This window comes from Kitasatospora sp. NPDC114501, from assembly GCF_055633695.1.
Map to the genome: position 1 here is coordinate 39,351 of NZ_JBVKDS010000016.1, position 21,421 is coordinate 60,771.

General features: G+C 72.0%; 19 protein-coding genes. 9 read left to right on the forward strand and 10 right to left on the reverse strand.

Features of this window, described 5'->3' with window-relative positions:
* Nucleotides 1-32: 32 nt before the first annotated feature.
* From ACZ7RU_RS27695 to ACZ7RU_RS27705, 3 genes are all read right to left on the reverse strand, one after another.
* Nucleotides 33-2,738, reverse strand: coding sequence for an NACHT domain-containing protein (locus ACZ7RU_RS27695; RefSeq protein ID WP_470343681.1), 2,706 nt, complete (start codon nt 2,736-2,738; stop codon nt 33-35).
* A gap of 227 nt (nt 2,739-2,965) precedes the next feature.
* A complete protein-coding gene (locus ACZ7RU_RS27700) occupies nt 2,966-3,439 on the reverse strand; it encodes a hypothetical protein (RefSeq protein ID WP_470343682.1) in 474 nt (157 codons plus the stop codon).
* 134 nt (nt 3,440-3,573) lie between these two features.
* Nucleotides 3,574-4,713: a PucR family transcriptional regulator gene (locus tag ACZ7RU_RS27705; protein ID WP_470343683.1), complete on the reverse strand. Its 1,140-nt coding sequence runs from the start codon at nt 4,711-4,713 to the stop codon at nt 3,574-3,576.
* 87 nt (nt 4,714-4,800) lie between these two features.
* Between ACZ7RU_RS27705 and ACZ7RU_RS27710 the strand changes: the two genes are divergently transcribed.
* From ACZ7RU_RS27710 to dnaE, 3 genes are read left to right on the forward strand one after another with little or no spacing between them, the layout of a single operon-like run.
* Nucleotides 4,801-5,874: a ferredoxin reductase gene (locus ACZ7RU_RS27710; protein WP_470343684.1), complete on the forward strand. Its 1,074-nt coding sequence runs from the start codon at nt 4,801-4,803 to the stop codon at nt 5,872-5,874.
* Nucleotides 5,875-5,881: 7 nt separating this feature from the next.
* On the forward strand, nt 5,882-7,033 hold the full coding sequence (locus ACZ7RU_RS27715) for a fatty acid desaturase family protein (protein WP_470343685.1): 1,152 nt from the start codon (nt 5,882-5,884) through the stop codon (nt 7,031-7,033).
* Between the two features lie 46 nt (nt 7,034-7,079).
* Nucleotides 7,080-10,634 carry a DNA polymerase III subunit alpha gene (gene dnaE, locus ACZ7RU_RS27720; RefSeq protein WP_470343686.1) on the forward strand — a complete coding sequence of 1,185 codons (3,555 nt, stop codon included), beginning with the start codon at nt 7,080-7,082 and terminating at the stop codon, nt 10,632-10,634.
* Between the two features lie 127 nt (nt 10,635-10,761).
* On the opposite strand, the gene ACZ7RU_RS27725 is transcribed toward dnaE, so the two are convergent.
* Complete coding sequence (locus ACZ7RU_RS27725; RefSeq protein ID WP_470343687.1) at nt 10,762-11,064, reverse strand: WhiB family transcriptional regulator; 303 nt, start codon at nt 11,062-11,064, stop codon at nt 10,762-10,764.
* 157 nt (nt 11,065-11,221) lie between these two features.
* Nucleotides 11,222-11,584: a hypothetical protein gene (locus tag ACZ7RU_RS27730; RefSeq protein WP_470343688.1), complete on the reverse strand. Its 363-nt coding sequence runs from the start codon at nt 11,582-11,584 to the stop codon at nt 11,222-11,224.
* A gap of 599 nt (nt 11,585-12,183) precedes the next feature.
* Here ACZ7RU_RS27730 and ACZ7RU_RS27735 point away from each other — a divergent pair.
* From ACZ7RU_RS27735 to ACZ7RU_RS27745, 3 genes are all read left to right on the forward strand, one after another.
* Nucleotides 12,184-12,720 carry a DUF1360 domain-containing protein gene (locus tag ACZ7RU_RS27735; RefSeq protein ID WP_470343689.1) on the forward strand — a complete coding sequence of 179 codons (537 nt, stop codon included), beginning with the start codon at nt 12,184-12,186 and terminating at the stop codon, nt 12,718-12,720.
* A gap of 113 nt (nt 12,721-12,833) precedes the next feature.
* A complete protein-coding gene (locus ACZ7RU_RS27740) occupies nt 12,834-13,346 on the forward strand; it encodes a CinA family protein (protein WP_470343690.1) in 513 nt (170 codons plus the stop codon).
* Nucleotides 13,347-13,446: 100 nt separating this feature from the next.
* Entirely contained in the window at nt 13,447-13,926 is a 480-nt protein-coding gene (locus ACZ7RU_RS27745) for a flavin reductase family protein (RefSeq protein ID WP_470343691.1), read from the forward strand.
* A 106-nt stretch (nt 13,927-14,032) separates the two neighbouring features.
* Here ACZ7RU_RS27745 and ACZ7RU_RS27750 read toward each other — a convergent pair whose 3' ends face one another.
* Together ACZ7RU_RS27750 and ACZ7RU_RS27755 are read right to left on the reverse strand one after the other, a co-directional pair.
* Nucleotides 14,033-14,197, reverse strand: a complete 165-nt coding sequence (locus ACZ7RU_RS27750; RefSeq protein ID WP_470343692.1) for a hypothetical protein — start codon at nt 14,195-14,197, stop codon at nt 14,033-14,035.
* Nucleotides 14,198-14,235: 38 nt separating this feature from the next.
* Nucleotides 14,236-14,787 (reverse strand): hemerythrin domain-containing protein, encoded by a 552-nt coding sequence (locus tag ACZ7RU_RS27755; RefSeq protein ID WP_470343693.1) that lies wholly within the window; start codon nt 14,785-14,787, stop codon nt 14,236-14,238.
* Between the two features lie 731 nt (nt 14,788-15,518).
* Here ACZ7RU_RS27755 and ACZ7RU_RS27760 point away from each other — a divergent pair.
* Together ACZ7RU_RS27760 and ACZ7RU_RS27765 are read left to right on the forward strand one after the other, a co-directional pair.
* Entirely contained in the window at nt 15,519-16,205 is a 687-nt protein-coding gene (locus tag ACZ7RU_RS27760) for a hypothetical protein (protein WP_470343694.1), read from the forward strand.
* A gap of 415 nt (nt 16,206-16,620) precedes the next feature.
* The gene (locus tag ACZ7RU_RS27765; RefSeq protein WP_470343695.1) at nt 16,621-17,427 is read left to right on the forward strand and encodes a DeoR/GlpR family DNA-binding transcription regulator; all 807 of its coding nucleotides are present in this window, start codon (nt 16,621-16,623) and stop codon (nt 17,425-17,427) included.
* A 25-nt stretch (nt 17,428-17,452) separates the two neighbouring features.
* Here ACZ7RU_RS27765 and galK read toward each other — a convergent pair whose 3' ends face one another.
* The gene (gene galK / locus ACZ7RU_RS27770; RefSeq protein WP_470343696.1) at nt 17,453-18,598 is read right to left on the reverse strand and encodes a galactokinase; all 1,146 of its coding nucleotides are present in this window, start codon (nt 18,596-18,598) and stop codon (nt 17,453-17,455) included.
* A gap of 259 nt (nt 18,599-18,857) precedes the next feature.
* On the opposite strand from galK, the gene galT reads away from it, so the two are divergent.
* Nucleotides 18,858-19,964, forward strand: a complete 1,107-nt coding sequence (gene galT, locus ACZ7RU_RS27775) for a galactose-1-phosphate uridylyltransferase (protein ID WP_470343697.1) — start codon at nt 18,858-18,860, stop codon at nt 19,962-19,964.
* A gap of 89 nt (nt 19,965-20,053) precedes the next feature.
* Here galT and rbsD read toward each other — a convergent pair whose 3' ends face one another.
* Together rbsD and ACZ7RU_RS27785 are read right to left on the reverse strand one after the other, a co-directional pair.
* The gene (gene rbsD / locus ACZ7RU_RS27780) at nt 20,054-20,443 is read right to left on the reverse strand and encodes a D-ribose pyranase (protein ID WP_470343698.1); all 390 of its coding nucleotides are present in this window, start codon (nt 20,441-20,443) and stop codon (nt 20,054-20,056) included.
* Nucleotides 20,440-21,345 (reverse strand): ribokinase, encoded by a 906-nt coding sequence (locus ACZ7RU_RS27785; protein ID WP_470343699.1) that lies wholly within the window; start codon nt 21,343-21,345, stop codon nt 20,440-20,442. The genes rbsD and ACZ7RU_RS27785 overlap by 4 nt, the downstream gene beginning before the upstream one ends.
* Nucleotides 21,346-21,421 lie beyond the last annotated feature (76 nt).

The window sequence follows — 21,421 nt, forward strand, 5'->3', positions numbered from 1 at the left end:
CGCGCCGTCCCCGCCGAGCGGCCGGACAGGCATCAGCGGCGGATCCGGTAGAGGTCGGAGACGGTCAGCGAGGTAGCGGCCCGGGTCCGGAGCTCCTTGTCAGCCCGGGGGTCGTTGGCCCAGGCGCTCAGGATCCGCAGGCCCTCGGCGCGGTGGGTGTCCAGCAGAGCGAGGGAGCCGGCCGCGGTGATCCTGAGGTCGGAGAGCACCGCGGGATCCGTGGCGAAGGCCGACAGCAGCTCGGCCGAGCGTTCCTCGCCCCACTGAGCGAGTCTGGAGGCAGCGGCGATCCTGTCCCAGACGTCGACGCCCCCGTCCCGGGCGATGCCGAGGAGCAGGTCGACCGCTTCCTCGCGGTACTCGTCCAGCTCGGCCAGCGCCGAGGCGGCGTCCATGCGGTGGTGCACATCCGTGGCCGGGTCGGCCGCGATGCCGGCGAGCGGTCGAACGGCCTCGCCCTGGTGGGTGGTGGACCGTGCCAGGAGCAGGAGTACGCGCAGCCGGTTGTCCGGATGGAGGCTGCGGCCGGACAGGACGGGCAGGACGAGCTCCGCGGCTGCTTCCGCGTCCACCGCGGCAAGGTGCTCGGCGGCCGATAGTTGTGAGTGGCTTCCGGCGATCGATTCCCGGGCCAGCTCGGTGAGCAGGCGCACCGCGCGGTCCTGGTAGCCGGGCACAGCAGCCAGTGCCGTGGCCGCCCTCGCCCGGTCGCCCGGTGTCGTGGCGCCGTCTCCCGCGAACGCGGTGAGCAGGCCCACTCCGTCCTCCCGGTGGGGCTCATCCATCCTGGAGAGGTACCGCGCGGCGGTGATGGAGCCGTACTGGGCGAGGTGGAGCAGCAGGGCGGCACCGGACTCGTGGTGCTCCTCCAGTTCGGTGAGGTAGCGGGCCGCCGTGCAGCGGAGGTGGTCCTCGGTCTCGGGGTCCGTGGCGCACTCGGTGAGCAGCTGCACGCCGAGGAAGCCGACGCTGGGGAGCCGGGCCAGTACTCGGGCGCCGGCGAGAAGGTTCTCCGGGGCGTTGTAGGGCGCCTCCTCGTCGATGAGCCGGAGGAGCATCGTGGCACCGGCGGTTCCGTGGCCCGCCAGCCCGGCCAGGATCTCGGCGGCCCAGCTGCGGTGGTCCGGGTGCAGGGCGCGGTCACCGGCGAGGCGGGTCAGCAGTCGCGCGCCGTCGGCGAGGTGGCCCTCCAGCTCGGCGAGGTCCCAGGCGGCCTCCACCCGACTGCGGTCGTCGGCGGCGGGGCTGTTCGCGTACGCGGTCAGCCACTGTGCGACCTTCGGACGCGGGAGGCTGGTGCCGAGCTGGAGTTGCGCCTTGAGCAGGTGGTACGCGGTGATATCCGCGGTTCCGAAGAGGCCCTCCACGGCCCGCAGCGTAGCCGTTGCCGGCGGCCCCTCGGAGGCCAGCAGCGCGTCGAGGAGGAAGCCCAGGTAGGACGGTTGCAGACCCAGCGGATCCAGGGGTTCGAGGTCGGACGTACGCCGGCTCGCTCGGCGCAGTCTGTCGCGCAGCCCCTGGGCGGGGAACAGCCGGTCGAAGAGCAGCGTGCGGGCCCGGGGGTCGCGGGTGGCGTGACGTGCGGCGTGGTACTCCTGGAGGGTGGGGTGCAGGAACTCGAGGTCACCGCCCTGGCCGGCCAGCAGGCCGCAGGAGCGCAGCAGCGAGGCCAGTAGTGCGTCCCACAGCGGTGGTTTGACCTTGTCCGGCCGACGGGCGTGCGGGTGGGCGGCGAGAATCGCGGTGGCCGGGGCCCGGTTCCCGCTGATCCGCTCGTGGGCCAGGTGGTCGATGAGGAGCGGCAGGTGTTCCCGGGCCCGCTCCGCGGCCCTCTCGACGGTGCGGCGGTCCTCCGGGATCTGGTAGCGGTTGACCAGGATCCGGACAGCCTGGTCGTGCAGGTCGCTGACGCCCTTGTGGACGTTCTCCTCGTAGAGCAGTTCGACGAAGGACCGGAAGACCCCGGCCCGGCCGTCGGGCAGGGGGCGCTCGGTGTCGGCCTGGTACAGGTGGCACAGCATGGCGGTCATCAGCGGGATACGGGCCAGTTCCTCCAGCCGGGTCCGGCGGACACCGTCCAGGAACGCCCGGACGTGACGGTCGGCGTCGGGTCGGGCGTGCAGACGTCTGCGCACGTAGGTGCGCACGTCGGCGTCCGTGAAGGGCTCCAGCGTGAGGATGTCGGCGGCGCGGGGCAGCCGGTCGAGTTCGCCGCCGGGCAGGGGGCGGGTCGCGACGAGGAACCGGTAGGGCGAGTCCGTCTGCCTGGCCTCGCGGGCGAGGCGGTCGAGGAGGGACAGCCGGGCCGCCTGCTCAGGCACTTCGTCGAGGCCGTCGACCATCACCAGCCACCGTGCGCCGGGACGCGGCGGGCAGCGGAAGAAGTCCTCGGTCAGCGCCTCGCGCAGTCCGAAGGGGCCGTACTCCTCGGTCACCGCGCGCGCCAGGGCGGGCGCCAGCACGGGCGCACCGAGCAGGTCGCCGGCCCGGACCAGTACGGGGAGGGCGAGCGCCGGGCTGCCGGGGTCGGCCTCCGCCGTCAGCAGGTGCCGGGAGGCGGACAGCAGGTGCTGCCGCAGCAGCGTCGACTTGCCGTAACCCGGTCCGGCCACCAGGACCCGGATCGAGGCCGCGCGGGTGAGGACCTGGTCGGCGGCCACGGGGACCCGCTCGGTCCGGATCGAGAGGCGCCGGGGCACGTAGACATCGGCCAGTGCCGGCGCGTCGATCTCGGGCACCAGCCCCGGCTGCGGAAGTTGGTCGGCCGCGGACCGGACGGCTCGCAGGTACGAGTCCAGCCGGTGATCGGGGCCGACCGTTCGCGCGGCGCGATGACCGTCCCCCGCGTCCGGCGCGGAGGCGTAGTACGTGATGGTGTCGGCGTGCCCGACCGCGAGGCCACCCGTGGTGGCCGAGATGACCGTGCCTGCCGTGCCGTTCGGGGCTTCACCGCCTCCGAGCCCGCTCAGCCCTGCTGCGGACCCGGCTGCGGAGGGGTTCCGACGGTGACGTCACGCATCTGCACCGCTGCCACGGAACCGTGATCGGCCCGGATGTCCACGTTGCCGTGGATCGCCGGGCCTTCGGCGGGCGCCTGCGCTCCGCCTGCCGGGGCGTGCGTCCGCAGCAGGGCGCGCAGGAGCTCGGCGGCCTCCTCGCGCTCGGAGTCGCCGAGGTTCTCCAGTGCCTGCTCGAAGCGGGCCTGCCAGGCGCCTTGCTGCCCGCTGCCCACGCCGGCCCGTTCGTCGTCCTGCGCGGTTCGCAGCGCGGCCGCACTCCGGTCGAGCCGTTCCAGCTCGACGCGCTCACGCTCACCGTCGCCCCGGGCGAACCACCGGGCGACCGACTGCTGCAAGCCTTGCCAGGCGCTGGTCCCGGCCGCCTGGACGACCGCCGTGCCTCCGGCCGCGGCCAGCGCGACCAGTCCCTCCGTCAACATCCGACCGCCCCTGTCCGTCACCGTGTTCGACACCCGTGACCGTAGTGCACCGCGCGGCACGCCACCTCGCATTCCACAGGATCGACACCGGGCGCGCGGCGACCGGCCGGGAGACCGTCGGATCGACGTACGCGTCAGCCGGTCCGAAGACCCACCGCCAGGGTCAGTTCGAGGACACGGTGCGGCGACGCGAGATCCGGGAACAGCTCCCGCAGCTGCGACATCCGGTACCGGACCGTCTGAGGATGGACGAACAGCGCCGCCGCCACCTCGTCCCGCCTGCCCTGGTGCAGCAGCCACGCCCGCAACGTCTCCTCCAGCCGGCGTGCGGTCGTGACGGGCAGGGTCCGCAACGGCGCGAGGGCTCGGGCCCGCAGGTCCGCCAACGCGTCCGGGTCGGCGCTCAGCACCAGCTCGGGCAGGTGGTCCTCGGTGTCGCGGATGTCGGAGGAGAGGGAGCGCGCGCGGACGGCTCGCGCGTACGAGGCGGACGCCCGGTTCCACGGCCGTGCCGGGCCGACCACGGCGGTGCGGCCGGTCAGCTGTCGCAGGAGGTGCGATCGGTCGGCATCGGGGACGAGCAGCACACCGGTGGCGTCCGGCAGGTCGTCGAGGACGAGAGTGCCCGGGTCGAGCGAGCGGTAGGCGGGCCGGGCCTGGTCGGCGGGCAGCAGGACCGCGGTCAGCGAGACCGGGGGCTGCCACCCGGCCCGTTGGACGGAGGCCAGCAGCACGTCCGGGCTCGCGGCGGCGAGCAGGTCGCGGGCCAGCTGTTCCAGGTGGCGCTCGTGGGCCCTCCCCTGGGCGGCCAGTTCGTCGGCATGGCCCGCGGCGCTCGCGGCGGACAGCTCGTCGATGTAGGCGAAGGTCAGCTCGGCGAACTTGGCGACCTCGGCGGCGGGCAGGCCCGCGGGTACGGCACCCGCCGCCAGGCACCGCCAGGCCACGCGGGCGCCGACCCGGTAGGCGCTGAGCAGGGCGTCCATCGAACGGCCGTCGCGCACCTCGCCGCGGCCCAGCTCGTAGGCCGCGTCACCGGCGTCGCCCCCCGTGGCGTTCCCGCTCGCGAGGTCCAGGTAGTGCCCCAGGGCGGTGCGGACGGCTCGGCGGATGGTGCCGCCCATGCGGCCCGAAAGGGCGTTGGCATAGGGAGGGACCTCGTCGATGATCGCCTCGACGACCTCGTCGGCGGTGGCCGTCAGAGCGGCCCGAAGCGCGGCGACCGTCGCCTCGTCCAGGGCCGGCTCGCCGGCCCTCCGGATTGCATGGCTCACGTTCTTGTTTCCTACGAACAATTCGGCCGACCAGATTCACGTCCTACGGTCAGGACTTTACGCCCCCAGGCGCAGCAAGCTGGAGCCATGACGAGTGCAACCCTCCGCAGCAGGGCGTGGAAACTGCTGGAGATGGTCACGACGCCGCTGCTGCCGTCGGACTACCTCGACCTGGTCAGCCCGCTGCGCGCGGGCGCCGATCTGCGGGGGCGCATCGAGGCCGTGCACCCCGAGACGGCCGACGCCGCGACGATCGTGATCAGGCCGGGACGGGGCTGGCGCGGCCACACGGCCGGCCAGTACGTGCGGATCGGGGTCGACGTCGACGGGAGGCGCCTGTGGCGTGCCTACTCCCTCACCTCGCCGACGAACCGCCCGGACGGCCGCATCACGATCACCGTGAAGGCGGTCCCGGACGGCAAGGTCAGCAATCACCTGGTCCACCGGACGGCCCCGGGCACGCTGGTCCAGCTCGACCAGCCGACCGGTGACTTCGTGCTGCCGCGGGCCGAGCCCGCCAAGGTGCTCTACCTGACGGCCGGCAGCGGCATCACGCCCGTGATGGGCATGCTGCGCGACGCCGAGTTCGACGACGTCGTCATGGTCCACTGCGCGCCGCGGCCGCGGGACGTGATCTTCCGCGACGAACTGCACGGCCTGGTCGCGGACCGGAGGCTGCGCCTCACCGAGGTGCACACCGGCACGGACGGCAGGCTCGACGTCGCCCGGCTCGGCGAACTCGTGCCCGACTGGGCCGAGCGCGAGACCTGGGCCTGCGGGCCCGCGGGCCTGCTCGACGCCGCGGAGGAGCACTGGGCCGAGCACGGCGTCCGAGAGCGCCTGCACACCGAACGCTTCCGCCCCCGCGTCGTCGCCGGTGACGGCAGCGAAGGCGAGGGCGGCGGCGGTGAGGTCACGTTCAGCGCCACCGGCAGGACCGTCGCCGCGGACGGCGCCACGCCGTTGCTGGACGTCGGCGAGGAGGCCGGCGTGCTGATGCCCTCCGGATGCCGCATGGGCATCTGCTTCGGCTGCGTCACGCCGCTCAAGGCGGGCGCCGTCCGCGACCTGCGCACCGGCGAGATCACCGAGGCCGAGCCGGGCGTCCTCATCCAGACCTGCGTGTCCGCCGCGGCGGGCCCCTGCGACATCGAACGGTAGAGCGCCTTTGACCGCCATCGACCCCACCGCCCACCTGACCCCGGAGCAGATCGAGGAGCTCGGCCGCGAGCTGGACGCGATCCGCGACGAGGTGATCGCCGACCGCGGCGAGAAGGACGCCGCCTACATCCGCAAGGTCATCTCGGCGCAGCGCAAGCTGGAGCTGGCCAGCAGGGGTGTGCTGCTGTTCTCGGCCTTCCCGCCCGCGTGGCTGCTCGGCACCGCCGGCCTGTCCGTGGCGAAGATCATGGACAACATGGAGATCGGCCACAACGTCCTGCACGGCCAGTGGGACTGGATGCGGGACCCCAAGATCCACTCCACCACCTGGGAGTGGGATCACGTCTCGCCGTCCGAGCAGTGGAAGCACTCGCACAACGAGCTGCACCACACGTACACCAACGTGATCGGCAAGGACAACGACCTCGGCTACGGCATCATGCGCGTCGACGAGGACCAGAAGTGGCACCCGCTCCACCTCGGCCAGCCGCTGTGGAACCTCGTCAACGCCTGCTTCTTCGAGTACGGCATCGCGGCGTACGACCTGGAGCTCGGCAAGAACCTGGACAAGCGCCGCCGCCGGAACCCCGAGTTCCGCGCGCGGGCCAGGGCCGTCGGCCGCAAGATCCGCAAGCAGGTGCTCAAGGACTACGTGATCCACCCGCTGCTGTCGGGCCCGTCGTTCCCCACCACGCTCGCCGCCACGTTCACCGCGAACGTGGTCCGCAACGTCTGGACCCACTCGGTGATCATGTGCGGGCACTTCCCCGAGGGCGTACGGGTCTTCGAGCGCCGGTCGATCGACGGCGAGACCCGCGGCCAGTGGTACCTGCGCCAGATGATGGGCTCGGCGAACATCAGCGGCAGCAGGGCCATGCACTTCATGACCGGCAACCTGTCGCACCAGATCGAGCACCACCTGTTCCCGGACCTGCCGAGCAACCGGTACGCCGAGGTCGCGGTGAAGGTCCGCGCGCTGTTCGAGAAGTACGAGCTGGAGTACGTCACCGGGCCGCTGCCCAAGCAGGTGTTCTCCGCCTGGCACAAGGTCTTCCGGCTCTCGCTGCCGAACCGGAAGCCCGGGGTCGGGACGCCTGGACGCGTCAAGGTCGCGGCCCCGGGCCTCCGGCACGGCGCGTCGTACGCGCCGACCCGCTAGCCTGGGCCGCTTCCCGTACCGAGATCCGTCCGAGGAGCACAGCGCCGTGTCCGACAGCTTCGCGCACCTGCACGTCCACACCGAGTACTCGATGCTGGACGGGGCCGCGAAGAACGGCAAGCTCTTCGCCGAGGCGGAGAGACAGGGCATGCCCGCCATCGCGATGAGCGACCACGGCAACATGTTCGGCGCGTACGAGTTCTTCCACGCCGCCGCGAAGACCGGCGTGAAGCCGATCATCGGCATCGAGGCGTACGTGGCGCCCGGGTCCCGCTTCCACAAGAAGCAGGTGTTCTGGTCCCCGGGCGGCCAGCGCCCGGCCAGCAGCGACGGCGAGGGCGGCAAGGACGTCTCGGGCGGCGGCCGCTACACCCACATGACGATGTGGGCGCAGAACGCCACCGGCCTGCGGAACCTGTTCAAGCTCTCCTCGCTCGCGTCGATGGAGGGCTACTACATGAAGCCCCGGATGGACCGCGAGCTGATCGCGGCCAACGCCGGCGGCATCATCGCCACCACCGGCTGCCCCTCGGGCGAGGTGCAGACCCGGCTGCGGCTGGGCCAGTACGACGAGGCGGTGAAGGCAGCCGGCGCGTACCAGGACATCTTCGGCAAGGAGAACTACTTCCTGGAGCTGATGGACCACGGCCTGTCCATCGAGCAGGACGTCCGCGCGGACCTACTGCGCCTGGCCAGGCAGTTGGACATCCCGCTGCTGGCCACCAACGACTCGCACTACGTGACCGCCGACCAGGCCGACGCCCACGACAGCCTGCTCTGCGTCGGCGTGGGCAAGAACAAGGACGACCCGAACCGGTTCAAGTTCCAGGGCACCGGCTACTACGTGAAGACCGCCGCCGAGATGCGCGAGCTCTTCCGCGAGCTGCCGGAGGCCTGCGACAACACGCTGGCGATCGCCGAGCGCGTCGAGTCGTACGAGGAGGTCTTCACCTACGTCGACCGGATGCCCCAGTTCGACGTGCCCGAGGGTGAGACCCAGGCCTCGTACCTGCGCAAGAAGATCGAGATCGGCCTCAAGCACCGCTACGGCGACAACCCCGGCCAGGAGGTGCTGGACCGGATCGAGCTGGAGATGGGCGTCATCACCCCGATGGGGTTCGACGCCTACTTCCTCGTGGTCGCCGACATCTGCCAGTACGGGCGCGACAACGGCATCCCCGTCGGCCCGGGCCGCGGCTCGGCGGCCGGCTCGATGGTCGCCTACCTGACCGGCATCACCCAGCTGGACCCGCTGGAGCACGACCTGCTCTTCGAGCGCTTCCTCAACCCCGAGCGCATCAACCCCCCGGACGTCGACATCGACTTCGACGACCGCCAGCGCGACCAGATGGTCCGCTACGTCACCGAGAAGTACGGCGCCGCCTACACGGCCCAGGTGAACACCTTCGGCACCATCAAGGCCAAGGCCGCCGTGAAGGACGCCAACCGCATCCTCGGCTACCCATTCTCGATGGGCGACCGCATCACCAAGGCGATGCCCCCGGACGTCATGGGCAAGGGCGTGCCGCTGGCCGACCTGTTCGACGAGAAGCACCCCCGCTACAACGAGGGCACCGAGATCCGGGCGCTGTACGAGAACGAGCCGGACGTCAAGAAGATCATCGACACCGGCCGGGGCATCGAGGGCCTGATCCGCGGCACCGGCGTGCACGCGGCCGCCGTCATCCTCTCCTCGACCCCGCTGCTCGACCTCATCCCGCTGCACATGCGGGACAAGGACGGCACGATCATCACCGGCTTCGACTACCCGTCCTGCGAAGCCATGGGCCTGATCAAGATGGACTTCCTCGGGCTGCGGAACCTGGGCATCATCGATCACTGCCTCAAGATCGTGAAGGCCAACCGGGGCGTCGACGTCGACATCGAGAAGATCCCGATCGACGACCCCATCACCTACCAGCTGCTCGCCCGCGGCGACACCCTCGGCGTGTTCCAGCTCGACGGCGGGCCCATGCGCGCCCTGCTGCGGCTGATGAAGCCCACCGAGTTCGCCGACATCTCCGCCGTCTCCGCGCTGTACCGCCCCGGCCCGATGGGCATGAACTCCCACACCAACTACGCGCTGCGCAAGAACGGGCAGCAGGAGATCATCCCGATCCACCCCGAGCTGGAGGAACCGCTCAAGGACGTCCTCGGCCCCACCTACGGCCTGATCGTCTACCAGGAGCAGGTGCAGCGAGCCGCCCAGGTGCTGGCCGGCTACTCGCTCGGCCAGGCAGACCTGCTGCGCCGCGCGATGGGCAAGAAGAAGAAGGAGGTGCTGGAGAAGGAGTTCGTGCCCTTCCACGCGGGCTGCAAGGAGCGCGGCTACTCCGACGAGGCCATCCAGGCGGTCTGGGACGTCCTGGTCCCCTTCGCCGGCTACGCGTTCAACAAGTCGCACTCCGCCGCGTACGGCCTGGTCTCGTACCAGACCGCCTACCTCAAGGCCAACTACCCGGCCGAGTACATGGCCGCGCTGCTCACCTCGGTCGCCGACGACAAGGACAAGATGGCTGTCTACCTGGCCGAGTGCCGGCAGATGGGCATCAAGATCCTCTCCCCCGACGTCAACGAGTCGGTGGTCGACTTCACCGCCGTCGGCAGCGACGTCCGCTTCGGCCTCAAGGCCGTGCGCAACGTCGGCGTGCCCGTGATCGAGTCCCTGGTGCGCACCCGCGAGGAGAAGGGCAAGTACACCTCCTTCGCCGACTTCCTGGACAAGGTCGAGCTGGTGGTCTGCAACAAGCGCACCGTCGACTCGCTCGTCAAGGCGGGTGCCTTCGACTCCCTCGGCCACACCCGGCTGTCCCTGAGCACCGTGCACGAGAGCGCGATCGACGCGGTGACGGGCGTCAAGAAGCAGCAGGCGATCGGCCAGGACGACCTGTTCGGCAGCCTGGGCGGCGACGACGACGCCCCGGCCATCGGTCTGGACTTCGACCTGACCGACCGCGAGTGGCCGCGCAGGCAACTCCTCAGCCTGGAACGGGAGATGCTCGGCCTCTACGTCTCCAGCCACCCGCTGGACGGCGCCGAGCACATCCTCTCCCGCAACCGCGACCACACCATCGCCGAACTCCTCGGCTCCGGCCGCACCGAGGGCGAGGTCCGCCTCGCCGGTCTGGTCACCAACGTGGACCGGCGCATCAACAAGGCGGGCAACGCCTGGGCGATCATCACCCTGACCGACCGCGACGCCTCCGTCGAGGTGCTGTTCTTCCCCGCCACCTACAACCTGATGTCGGCCCAGATGATCGAGGACAACGTCATCTCGGCGCGCGGCCGGCTCAACGAACGCGACGGTTCGCTGAGCATCTTCGGCCAGGAGATCACCACCCTGGACATGTCCTCCGCCGAACTCGGCACCAAGCCGCCCGTCCAGATCACCGTCCCCGCCGCCCGCATCACCCCCACCACGGTCGCCGAGCTGAAACTCGCCCTCCGGGCTCACCCCGGCGACGTCCCCGTCCGACTGCTGACCACCAACTGGGACAAGGACACCCTGTACGAGCTCGGCTACCTGGTGAACCCCGAGAACGGCCTCGCCTCGGACGTGAAGACCCTGCTCGGCACCCACTCCTGGCAGGGAACGGCATAGCGCCCGGGCCGGCGTCTGCTGACGGGCGTTCGGATCGGCCGGCCGGGCGCTGCTCCAGGGCGCTCGGCCGGCGTCGGGCTGCGTGGCGGAGCGCCCGAGCCCGAACGGGCGCTGCGGGAGCGTCCCGTCAGGCGACGGCCGCCGTGACACGGTGGGGACGGGGTACCAGGAGCCGGTGCCGCTCGTCCTCGGTGAGTCCGCCCCACACACCGTAGGGTTCGCGCGTCTGCAGCGCGTGGCGGAGGCACTCCGTGCGGACGGGGCAGTCGGCGCAGACGGCCTTGGCCGCCCTCTCGCGTGCCGCGCGGGCGGCGCCGCCCTCGCCCGCGGGGGGAAAGAACAGCGCGTTGTCGGCTTCACGGCACGAGCCGTGAAGCTGCCAGTCCCAAAGGTGCGAGGAAGCTCCGGGCAAGCGCGAGATGTCCGCCATGGCAGACTCCCTTCGATATCGACGATCGCCAACCGCCCGGTCGTATAACCGCAACCCCGCCGAGTAATCACCGTGATCGATACCGAGAGCGGGCCGGCCCGCACACCAGCGGGGGCCGCTCACCTGCCGCGCCACGGCACGGCGAAGCGGTGGCGGCTCAGCTCTGGCATCGCTGTGCGTCGTCGGTGGCGTAGGCGCCGACACCCAGAGCGCGCTCCAACTCGTCGATGCGGTCACGGACCTGCTGCGGACTCCCGCCGTGGCAGCCGGTCCGTGCGAGGGCCCACCTGGTCACCAACCGCCTGAGGAGCAGTAAGGGGACAGCGGCCACCCACAGCGCGCCGGAGCACAGGGCGATCGCCTCGAGGTGCTGGCGTTCCCTGCGTTCGAACTCCGCGAGCGACCTGCCGGACGCCGCGCCACCGAGAAACCCGGTCCGGCCGCGCTCGAAGACAGTCCGGGCCGTCACCACGGCCCCGATCCCGTACCCGCCGAGCACTCCCAGCCACAACAGCAGCACCGCGGATCACCTCCCTGGTCGCCTCCACTTCCCGGTACCACCCGTCTGCCCCGACGACCCGGCCCATAACGGGACAAGCCGACCCGGCCCCCGCAACAGCCTCCGGGCAGCACCCCCGGGCGGCACGAGCCGCCCGCGTCGTGCCCCGAGCGGGCTACCGGCCGCACCCCCACGGGCACGCCTGCACGGCGCCGGGGCGAGCCTTCGCGATACTTCCGCCACGGCCCGCGAACCCGGCCACGGCACCCGGCAACCGCCGGTGCGCGGGTTTCGAGCCCGCCGCCGGCGGTTAGCCGCGCCGGCGTACGGGCTCGAACCCCGCCGCACCCGACGGCCACCACCAGGAGGACAGGGATGAAGGTTGCCGACTACCTGCCGCAGCGGCTTCGGGAGTGGGAGGTCGAGCACGTCTTCGCCCACCCGGGCGACGGCATCAACGGGCCGCGGGCGGCCCCGGGACCGGCTCTGCCAGGGGCTGTGCGGGGTCACGGCGCGCCACCTGGCAGAGATCCGGCCCGGCTACCCGCGGATCCCCCGGCGCGTCTCCGGCTGGCCGCAGGGGCGGTCCCCGCCGCCCGCCACCGCGCAAGGAGGATTCCGTGAAGTCACCCACCGCACTGCGGAGCTCGCTGCACGAGCGGCTGCACCACGAGGCCCGCGCCTACGCCGGGGACGCGGACCGCCCGCTGGCCGCCTACACCGGTCTCATGGGCGCCTTCGCCACCACCGTCGCGGGCGTTTCCGTCGCCGCAGGGGTCTCTGGCAGGAAAATGCCGGATCCGAGGCCGTGGGACGTGGCGTTGAGCGCGCTGGCAACCCATCAGCTCGGCCGGCTGCTCGCCAAGGACCCGGTCACCAGCCCGCTGCGCGCACCGTTCACCCGCTTCGAAGGCACCACCGGCCCGGCCGAGCTGAAGGAGGAGGTGCGCGGCACCGGCGCCCGGAAGGCGATCGGCGAACTGCTCAGCTGCCCCTTCTGTACCGGCCTGTGGATCGCCACCGGCATCACTGCCGGCACCCTCTTCGCGCCGAGGGCGACGCGCCTGGCCACCGCCACCCTGTCCGCCCTGGCCGCCGCCGACTTCCTGCACTTCGCCCGGACGGCCCTCCAACGGGCGGCCGGCGAGACGCGGTGACCGCCCCGCTGCCCGCCGGAGTCGGCTCCGGCCTCGTTCCGGCGGGCAGCCGCGGATCCGTTCTCCTGGCGGCGCTCGGCGCCAGGGGCCTTCGCGGACAGCACGGAGGAAGAATGAGTTCGGCGCCCCATGAGAAGTGCGCTCATCTCGCGCGGCAGTTGCACGCGGCCCTCGCCGCGGCGGGCAGCACGGTGGCCGCCGCGGAGTCGCTCACCGGCGGCCTGCTCGCGCTGACGCTGACCGAGGCCCCGGGAGCCTCCGAGGTCTTCCGCGGGTCGGTCACCGCCTACGCGACCGACGTCAAGGCGGACGTCCTGCACGTGGACCGGGCCCTGCTGGACGCCCGTGGACCTGTGGACGCGCGCGTCGCCGAGCAGATGGCGGACGGGGTCCGGGGCCTCATGAGGGCGACCTACGGCCTCGCCACCACCGGCGTCGCAGGCCCTTCGCCGCAGGACGGGCACGACCCCGGGACCGTGTACATCGCCTTCGCCGCGGCGGACCACTCCTGCTCCACCCGGATCGACGCCGACGGCGACCGCCACGCGGTCCAGCGCGCCGCGGTCCTGCGAGCCCTCGTCATGTTGCGTGACCACCTCCGGCCTCGAGGACCGCATGAGACCTGAGAGGCGGGGAGGCAGCGGTCTCGCCACGCCGCGACGACCGGCCGTGAGGTCCCGCCGCTCCCTGCAACGACTCGCCGGACCCGACGGAAGGAGCAGCACCATGGGCCGGTTCGACGCATTCGCCGCGCTGTTGGACTACCCGGTGTACGTCGTCACCGCGACGGCTGGGCAGGAGCACGCGGGGTGTCTGGTCGGCTTCGCCGGCCAGTGCTCGATCCACCCGCCGCGCTTCGCCGTGTGGATCTCCAAAGCGAACCGTACCTATGCCGTCGCGTCACGATCGCGGGTGCTGGTGGTCCATCTGCTTCCGACTCGGCGACATGATCTCGCCGAGCTGTTCGGCGGTCGCACGGGTGACGACGTCGACAAGTTCGCGGTCGCCGCATGGGAGGCGGGACCGTACGGAGTCCCGGTGCTGACGGGCGCGATGGCCTGGTTCGCCGGCCGTGTCCTCGACCGGGCGGACTGGGGCGACCACGTGGGTTTCCTCCTCGAACCGCTCGATACCGAGGCCGTGTCGAGCGGCAGCTCGCTGACCTTCCGGGACGTCCAGGACGTCGACGCCGGACACCCCGCGTAGCGGAGAGTCGGTCACCTGGGCGGGACGAGAGAGCTCCGGAGGTGCCGTCGGAACCGCAGGACGCTGCCCCGGCTGCGGCCAGCACAGCCGGGGCAGCGTCCTGCGGTCACGGGGCTCGGGTGTCGGCTGCCGGTGCTTCCGGCTCCTCCTCGTCCTGCCCTTCGGTGCGGACGTCGGGCGGGGTGGGAGCGGTGATGTCGCGCTGCCGCGACGAGCGCTCGCGCGTCTCGTCGGACACCTCGGGGTCGTCGTCACGCTCGGGGACGCTCACAGCGGTCCTCCTTCTCTCCGGAATCGGCCCGTCGGGTGTCAGGAGGACCTGCCGCGTCCGGTGACGAGGTCGCGGGCGCGGTCGACCAGCCCGGTGCCGGCGGCCAGCAGCTTGTTGTCGGGGGCGTTCGGATGGGGGCGGGTCGGGGCGAGCTTCTTGGCCCGGCGGATCCGGTCGCCGAGCTCGTCGAGCTGCTCGGGCGGGCAGACCTCGGCCAGCGCGGGGAACAGGTTCCGCTCCTCGTCCTGGATGTGGGCCGTGACCTCGGAGACGACCCGGTCGACCAGGACGCCGAAGCGGGCGTCACCGCAGTCCACGCCCTCCAGGTCCTTGAGGAGCTTCTCCACCGTCTCGTGGTCGGCGATCTCCTTGTCCGCGAGCGCGTCCCCGCCCGGCACGTGTTCGCGCACGGCCGGGTAGAGATGCTGTTCCTCGGCCACCGAGTGGCGCACCAGCTCGATGGTGAACTCGTCCGCCACCTCCCGGCGCCGTTCGTCGCCCGCCGGCAGCGCCTGGATCCGGGCGAACAGTTCCTCCACCTCCCGGTGGTCCGTCATCAGCTCGTTGATCACATTGCCGCCGTGTCCCATGGCTGCTCTCCTCATCGATGATCGTCGAAGCGGTGCGGGGTGTGGATCAGCCCCGCAATCCCTCTCATATCCCGCATTACCGACAGCATTCATCCCGGCGACAGGTTCCTGGCCCCACGGCGGGCAACAGCGCGCACGACAACCAGTGCGCGAACAGCGGGTCGGCGGACGTCGTCCAGAGCAGGACGGATCCGCCAGCGGCCTGGATGGGCGACGCGCTCGCCCTCGCGCTGAGCGCACCGGCCAACCAGTGCGGCGACCTCGGCCTGCCCAAGGAGGACGAGGCCGACCAGCCGGCGGAGAACGCGTACGTCGACATCGCCGTACAGGACTCCGCGGCGTCAGCACCGGCACAGGCAGGAGTGCGTCGGCTTCGGGCTGCTGCGCGAAGGCCGGGCCTCCCGACGACGAACGGTCGGGTTGTCCCGGCCGCGCCCCGGCACGGCCTGCGGGCCACAGGCAAGACGCTTGACTCGGGCACCCGCCGGGGCGGGCCACGATCAGGCGCAGCCGGCCGTCACATTCCTGGCCCGGACCAGCCGCGCACTCGCTCTTGAGGAAGTCACCCGCCGCACTCTGGCGCGCCCGGACGATCTCTGACAGCATCTCAGCCGTCGTGAACGATCCGTGTGCCGCCGTTCACTTCACTTGCACAGAGCTGTCGTTGAGCGTCGTCGAGAGAAGACCCGAGGCCTGCCATGAAGACGTTACGGACCCGAACCTCGCACCTGGTGACACTCGTGCTGCTGATCCTGGGCGTGGTCACCGCCGCCGGCGCGCAGGCGCACGCGGCCCCGCAGCAGGTCACCGCCAGCACGACCATCTGCTCCTTCTCCCCGATCCCGAACGGCTGGGTGGTCACGAGCTCGTACAGCAGCGCCAGCTGCCCGGGCAGCGGCGTCGCGTACGGGATCACCGACACGGCGGGCCAGACCAACCTGGTCATCTGCTCCTTCTCCCCCAAGCCGCCCGGGTGGGTGGTCACGAGCTCGTACAGCAGCGGCAACTGCGCGGGCAGCGGCGTCGCGTACGGCTTCCACAACGTGGCCAACGACACCAACGTCGCCGCGTGCTCCATGACGCCGGTCCCCGCCGGGTGGATCGTCACGAGCTCGTACAGCAGCGGCAACTGTCTCGGCACCGGCGTCGGCTACGGCCTGCACAACGTGGCCAACGACACCAGCGCCGCCGCGTGCTCCATGACGCCGATCCCCGCCGGGTGGATCGTCACGAGCTCGTACAGCAGCGGCAACTGCCTGGGCACCGGCGTCGGCTACGGCCTCTTCAAGATCACCACGCAGACCTCCGCCACCATGTGCTCCTTCTCTCCCCTGCCCGCCGGGTGGGTGGTCTCCAGCTACCACCCCAGCAGCTACTGCTACGGCAGCGGCGTGGCCTACGACATCCGCAAGGCCTGACCGGCCGGCGTCCGCGCGTAGGGCATGAGGGCAGGGCCTCCCGGTCTCCGGGAGGCCCTGCGCGTTCCCCCGCCCCACGTGCCACCGGCGGGCCGGCCGTCGCCCGCGACGGCGGGTCAGACGGTGGCCGGCCGACGGCCCGGGCTGCCGGCGGCACCGGCGGTTCCGTGCTTCCCGGGCCGGTACGGCAGGGGCCCGTCCCACGGGCTACCCGACGGGACGTGGGAGGCACCGGCGGCGCCCTGGGATACTGATCCGTGTCGCGAACGGACGCGGCCCGGTCGTCGACGCGGACGCTCCGGCCGCCCCGGCCCGCCCGGAGCCGTCGCACGCGCTCCGTCCACGACCGTGACAGGGCCGACCCACCGGAAGGAAGCGGGAGCGACCAGGCACCCGTTCGATCGAAAGGGCCTCCGTGGCTGATCAGAGTTTGCTCGCCCCGCAACGCCAGGCGCTGATCCTGGAGGCCATCCGCAAGGCCGGCGCGGTGCGCGTCGCCGAGCTGGTCGAGCAGTTCGGCGTGTCGGACATGACGATCCGTCGCGACCTGGACGCGCTGGTGCGCCAGGGCGCCGTGCAGAAGGTGCACGGCGGTGCCATCGCGGTCGGGACCGCGAGCACGTACGAACCCGGCTTCGAGGTCAAGTCCGAGCTGGAGGAGAGCACCAAGGCCGCCCTGGCGGACGCGGCGGCACAGCTCGTGGAGCCCGGCAGCGTGGTCGCGCTGTCCGCCGGCACCACCACCTACGCCGTCGCCTCCCGGCTGCTGGAGATCCCGCGGCTGACGGTCGTCACCAACTCCCTGCGGATCGCGGACCTGCTGTGGGCGGCGGAGAGCGAGGGGAAGGAGACCGTCCCGTCGCTGCTGTTGACCGGTGGGGCGCCCACTCGCTCCGCGGCCCTGGTGGGGGCTCTCGCGGACCAGACGATCCGCACCCTCCACGTCGACCTGCTCATCCTCGGCGTGCACGGCGTCAGCGAGCAGGCCGGACTCACCACGCCCAATCTGGCGGAGGCCCAGACCAACCGGGCGCTGATCGCCTCCGCCCGCCGCACCGTCGTGGTCGCCGACCACACCAAGTGGGGCGTCGTCGGCCTGAGCAGCTTCGCGGCCCTGACGGAGGTCGACTGCTTCATCACCGACGACGCCCTTCCGGCGGCGGCCCGCAGCGCGCTCGCCGACACGGTCGGCGAACTCGTCGTGGTGCCGGCCGCCGGCTGAGCGGGCGGCCGCCTGCCGCGCCCGGTCAGGCCACCCGCCGCGCCCCCGGCGAGGGCACGGCGGTGAAGGCCACCGGGTCGGCGTAGCCCGCCGAACGGAAGGCCGACCGCACCGCGTTCGCCACCGGTTCCGCGTCCGCCGTCGCCACCAGGGCGATGACGGAGCCGCCGAACCCGCCGCCGGTCATCCGGGCGCCCAGCGCGCCGGCGGCCACGGCGGCCTCGACCGCGAGGTCCGTCTCCTCGCAGGAGACCCGGAAGTCGTCGCGCAGCGAGGCGTGTCCGGCCGTCAGGATCGGCCCCAGTTCGGCGATCCGGCCGCCGTCCAGGTGCTCGATCGTCTCGGCCACCCGCCGGTTCTCGGTGGCCACGTGCCGCACCAGGCGGGCGAGGTCGTCGGGAAGGCGCTCCAGGGCGGCGGTGAGGCCGGCGGTCGGCAGGTCGCGCAGCGCGTCCAGACCGAGCAGCTCGGCGGCGCGCTCGCAGCCGGCCCGCAGGGCGGCGTAGGCGCCGTCGCCGAGGTCGTGCTTGACCCGGGTGTCGAGCACCAGGAGCCGGAAACCGGCCGCCTCCAGGTCGAGCGGGACGTGCCGCTGCTCCATGGTCCGGGTGTCAAGGAACAGCGCGGCGCCCTCCGTGCAGCAGGCGGAGGCCATCTGGTCCATCACGCCGCAGGGCACGCCGACGAAGGCGTTCTCGGCCCGCTGGGCGAGCAGCGCCAGCTCCGGTGCGGTCAGGCCGAGCCCGTACAGGTCGTTCAGGGCGGCGGCCGTGGCGCATTCCAGGGCCGCGGAGGAGGAGAGTCCGGCGCCGGCCGGCACGTCGCTGTCGAAGTACAGGTCGGCGCCGCCGACCTGGTGTCCGGCCTCGGCGAGGGCCCAGAACACGCCGGCCGGGTAGGCGGCCCAGCCGGTGACCACGCCGGGGGCCAGGCCGTCGAGCACGAGCTCGGTGACGGTGCCGTCGCCCTGGGCGCTGTACAGCCGCACCCGGGCGTCCTCGCGGCGCCGGGCGGTGACCCTGACGGTGTGCGGGAGGGCGATCGGCAGCACGAAGCCGTCGTTGTAGTCGGTGTGCTCGCCGATCAGGTTCACTCGGCCGGGCGCGGCCCACACGCCGCTCGGCCGGGCGCCGTGGACGGCCTCGAAGTCGATGGCGGCCTTGTCGATCATCTGTTCGGCTCCCGAGCGTCGCGCGCGTGTCGTACCGGCCCCCGCAGGATTACCACTGATGGGCAGGCGCCGATTTCGACATAATCAAACACGATTGCCGCCCCCGGTCAACACCAGCATCTTTGACTCGGATGAGGTGTGCCACAGGCGCCGGTTTATCGCTCTTCAGGTCTACGTCTGTTGACAAGCGATCGAACATGTTTGATTCTGTTGAAGATCGGCACAGCGCGCCGACGTCCCACGCATAAGGAGTACGGCGGTGCACAAGACCGCGACCGAGCTGGCCGACGGCCGTGAGCTCTTCTACTACGACCGGGAGCCGGGGGCGGTCCGCGCCGCCGTGGACGAGCGCCCGCTCGAACCCGCCGCGAGCCTCTCCGAGACCCGGCTCGACCCGGTGCTCGGCGAGTGGGTGACGGTCGCCGCCCACCGCCAGCAGCGGACCTACCACCCGCCGGCCGGCGAGTGCCCGCTGTGCCCCTCCCGGGAGGGGCGCCTGAGCGAGGTCCCGGCGGACGGCTACGAGGTCGTCGTGTTCGAGAACCGCTTCCCCTCGCTCGCCCTCGACTCGGCCGCGCACGTCCAGGCCCACGACGACGACCCCCTGCACATCCTGCGGCCGGGCAACGGCCGGTGCGAGGTGGTCTGCTTCGCCCCGGACCACGACGCCTCCTTCGCCGACCTGGACGAGTCCAGGGCCCGCCTGGTGCTGGACGCCTGGACCGACCGCACGGCCGAACTGTCCGCCCTGCCCGAGGTCCGGCAGGTGTACTGCTTCGAGAACCGCGGCGAGGAGATCGGCGTCACCCTGGCCCACCCGCACGGCCAGATCTACGCCTTCCCCTTCGTCCCCTCCCGCACCGCCCGGATGATCACCCGGGCCGAGGCGCACCGGGCGAACACCGGGCGCAACCTCTTCGAGGACCTGCTCACCACGGAACGGGCCACCCCCGAGCGGCTGGTGCTCCAGGGCGAACACTGGACCGCCTTCGTGCCGTTCGCCGCCCGCTGGCCGTACGAGGTCCACCTCTACCCCAACCGGCGGGTGCGCGACCTCACCGCGCTGGACGAGGCGCAGCGCGCCGAGTTCCCCGGCCTCTACCTCGACCTGCTGCGCCGCTTCGACCGGTTGTTCCCCGCGCCGGCCGGCTCCGCGCCGAACCGGACCCCGTACATCTCCGCCTGGCACCAGGCCCCGAAGGACGGCGGCGACGAACTCGCCCTGCACCTGGAGCTGTTCACCGTCCGGCGCGCGCCCGGCAAGCTCAAGTACCTGGCGGGGGTGGAGTCCGGACTCGACGCCTTCGTCACCGACGTGAGCCCCGAGGCCGCCGCCGAGCGGCTGCGCGACGCCGCGAGCCACTGAGCCGCCCACCCGGGCGGACTCCGCGGCGGGCTGGAACGCGGCGGGCGCCGGGGCCACGACGCCTTCGAAAGTCGTCCTGACGCCATCGGTCAGAAGAACACTCCGCACCGCAGCAGCACGTTCGCGTACGGCCGGGCTTCCCCGGTCCGCACCACCAGGCGCGCCCCCGCGCTCAGCTCCTTCAGCGTTTCGTGCGGCACGTACGCCAGTTCGGCGAAGGAGCCGGTCAGCAGCCCGTCCGCGGCGGGGTTCGCCTCCCGCACCTCCTGCGCCGCGAGGGCGCCCTCGATCACCAACTCGTCGAGGAGCCCGGCCAGGACGTCCTCGAACGACGGAATCCCCGCTCGGAAGGCGAGGTCGACCACCCGGGGCCCGTCCGGAACGGGCATCCCCGCGTCACACACGAGGACCTGGTCACCGTGTCCCAACTCGGCGACGGCTCCGGCGAGGTGGCGATTCAGAATCCCGCGCTTCTTCACAGCGCCTCGACCTCCTCGGCGGTGGGGAACGACTCCTGGGCCCCCCGCCGCGTCACGGCGACGGCGCCCACCCGGGCGGCGTACGCGGCGGCCTCCGCGAGCGAGGCCCCCGCACCCAGCTTCCAGGCCAGCGCGGAGGTGAAGGAATCACCGGCACCCGTCGTGTCGACGGCGTCGACCTTCACCGACGCGACCCGCACGACCTCCTCCTCGGCGGACGCGACCAGCGCGCCCTCCGAACCGAGCGTCACCACGACCGATTCGGGCCCGCTCGCGAGCAACTTCCGCACCCATTCGGCGGGATCGTCGCCGATGGTCCCGCCGCCCAGGATCACCCGGGCCTCGTGCTCGTTGACGATCAGCGGGTCGCAGGCCGCCAGGACCTCGGCCGGCAGCGCCTGCGGCGGAGAAGGGTTCAACACGAACCTCGTGCCGGACGGCAGCTGCCGCACGACCTCCACGACCGATTCCAAGGGGATCTCCAACTGCGCCGAGACCACCCGCGAGGCGCGGAACAGGGGCCCGGCGGCCCGGACGTCCTCCGGTGTGAGCCGCCCGTTCGCACCGGGCGACACCACGATGCTGTTGTCCCCCGACGGGTCGACGGTGATCAGCGCGACGCCGGTCGGGGCCCCGCCCACCAGGACGCCCTCCGTGTCGACCCCCGCGTTCCGCTGCGACTCCAGCAGCAGCCGCCCGTTCTCGTCGTCCCCGACCCGCGCAAGCAGCGCTGTGCGCGCCCCGAGCCGCGCGGCCGCGACCGCCTGGTTGGCCCCCTTGCCGCCGGGATGGACGGCGAGGTCCGACCCGAGCACCGTCTCTCCGGCCCCGGGCCTGCGCTCGACACCGATCACGAGATCGACGTTGGCCGACCCGACGACCAAGACGTCGTAGTCGTACATGAAACTCCCCAATCAGGAAATCCGGAACAGGGCAGCCGGAGCCCCGCTTCCGCGGGCACTCCGGCCACCCCTCTGC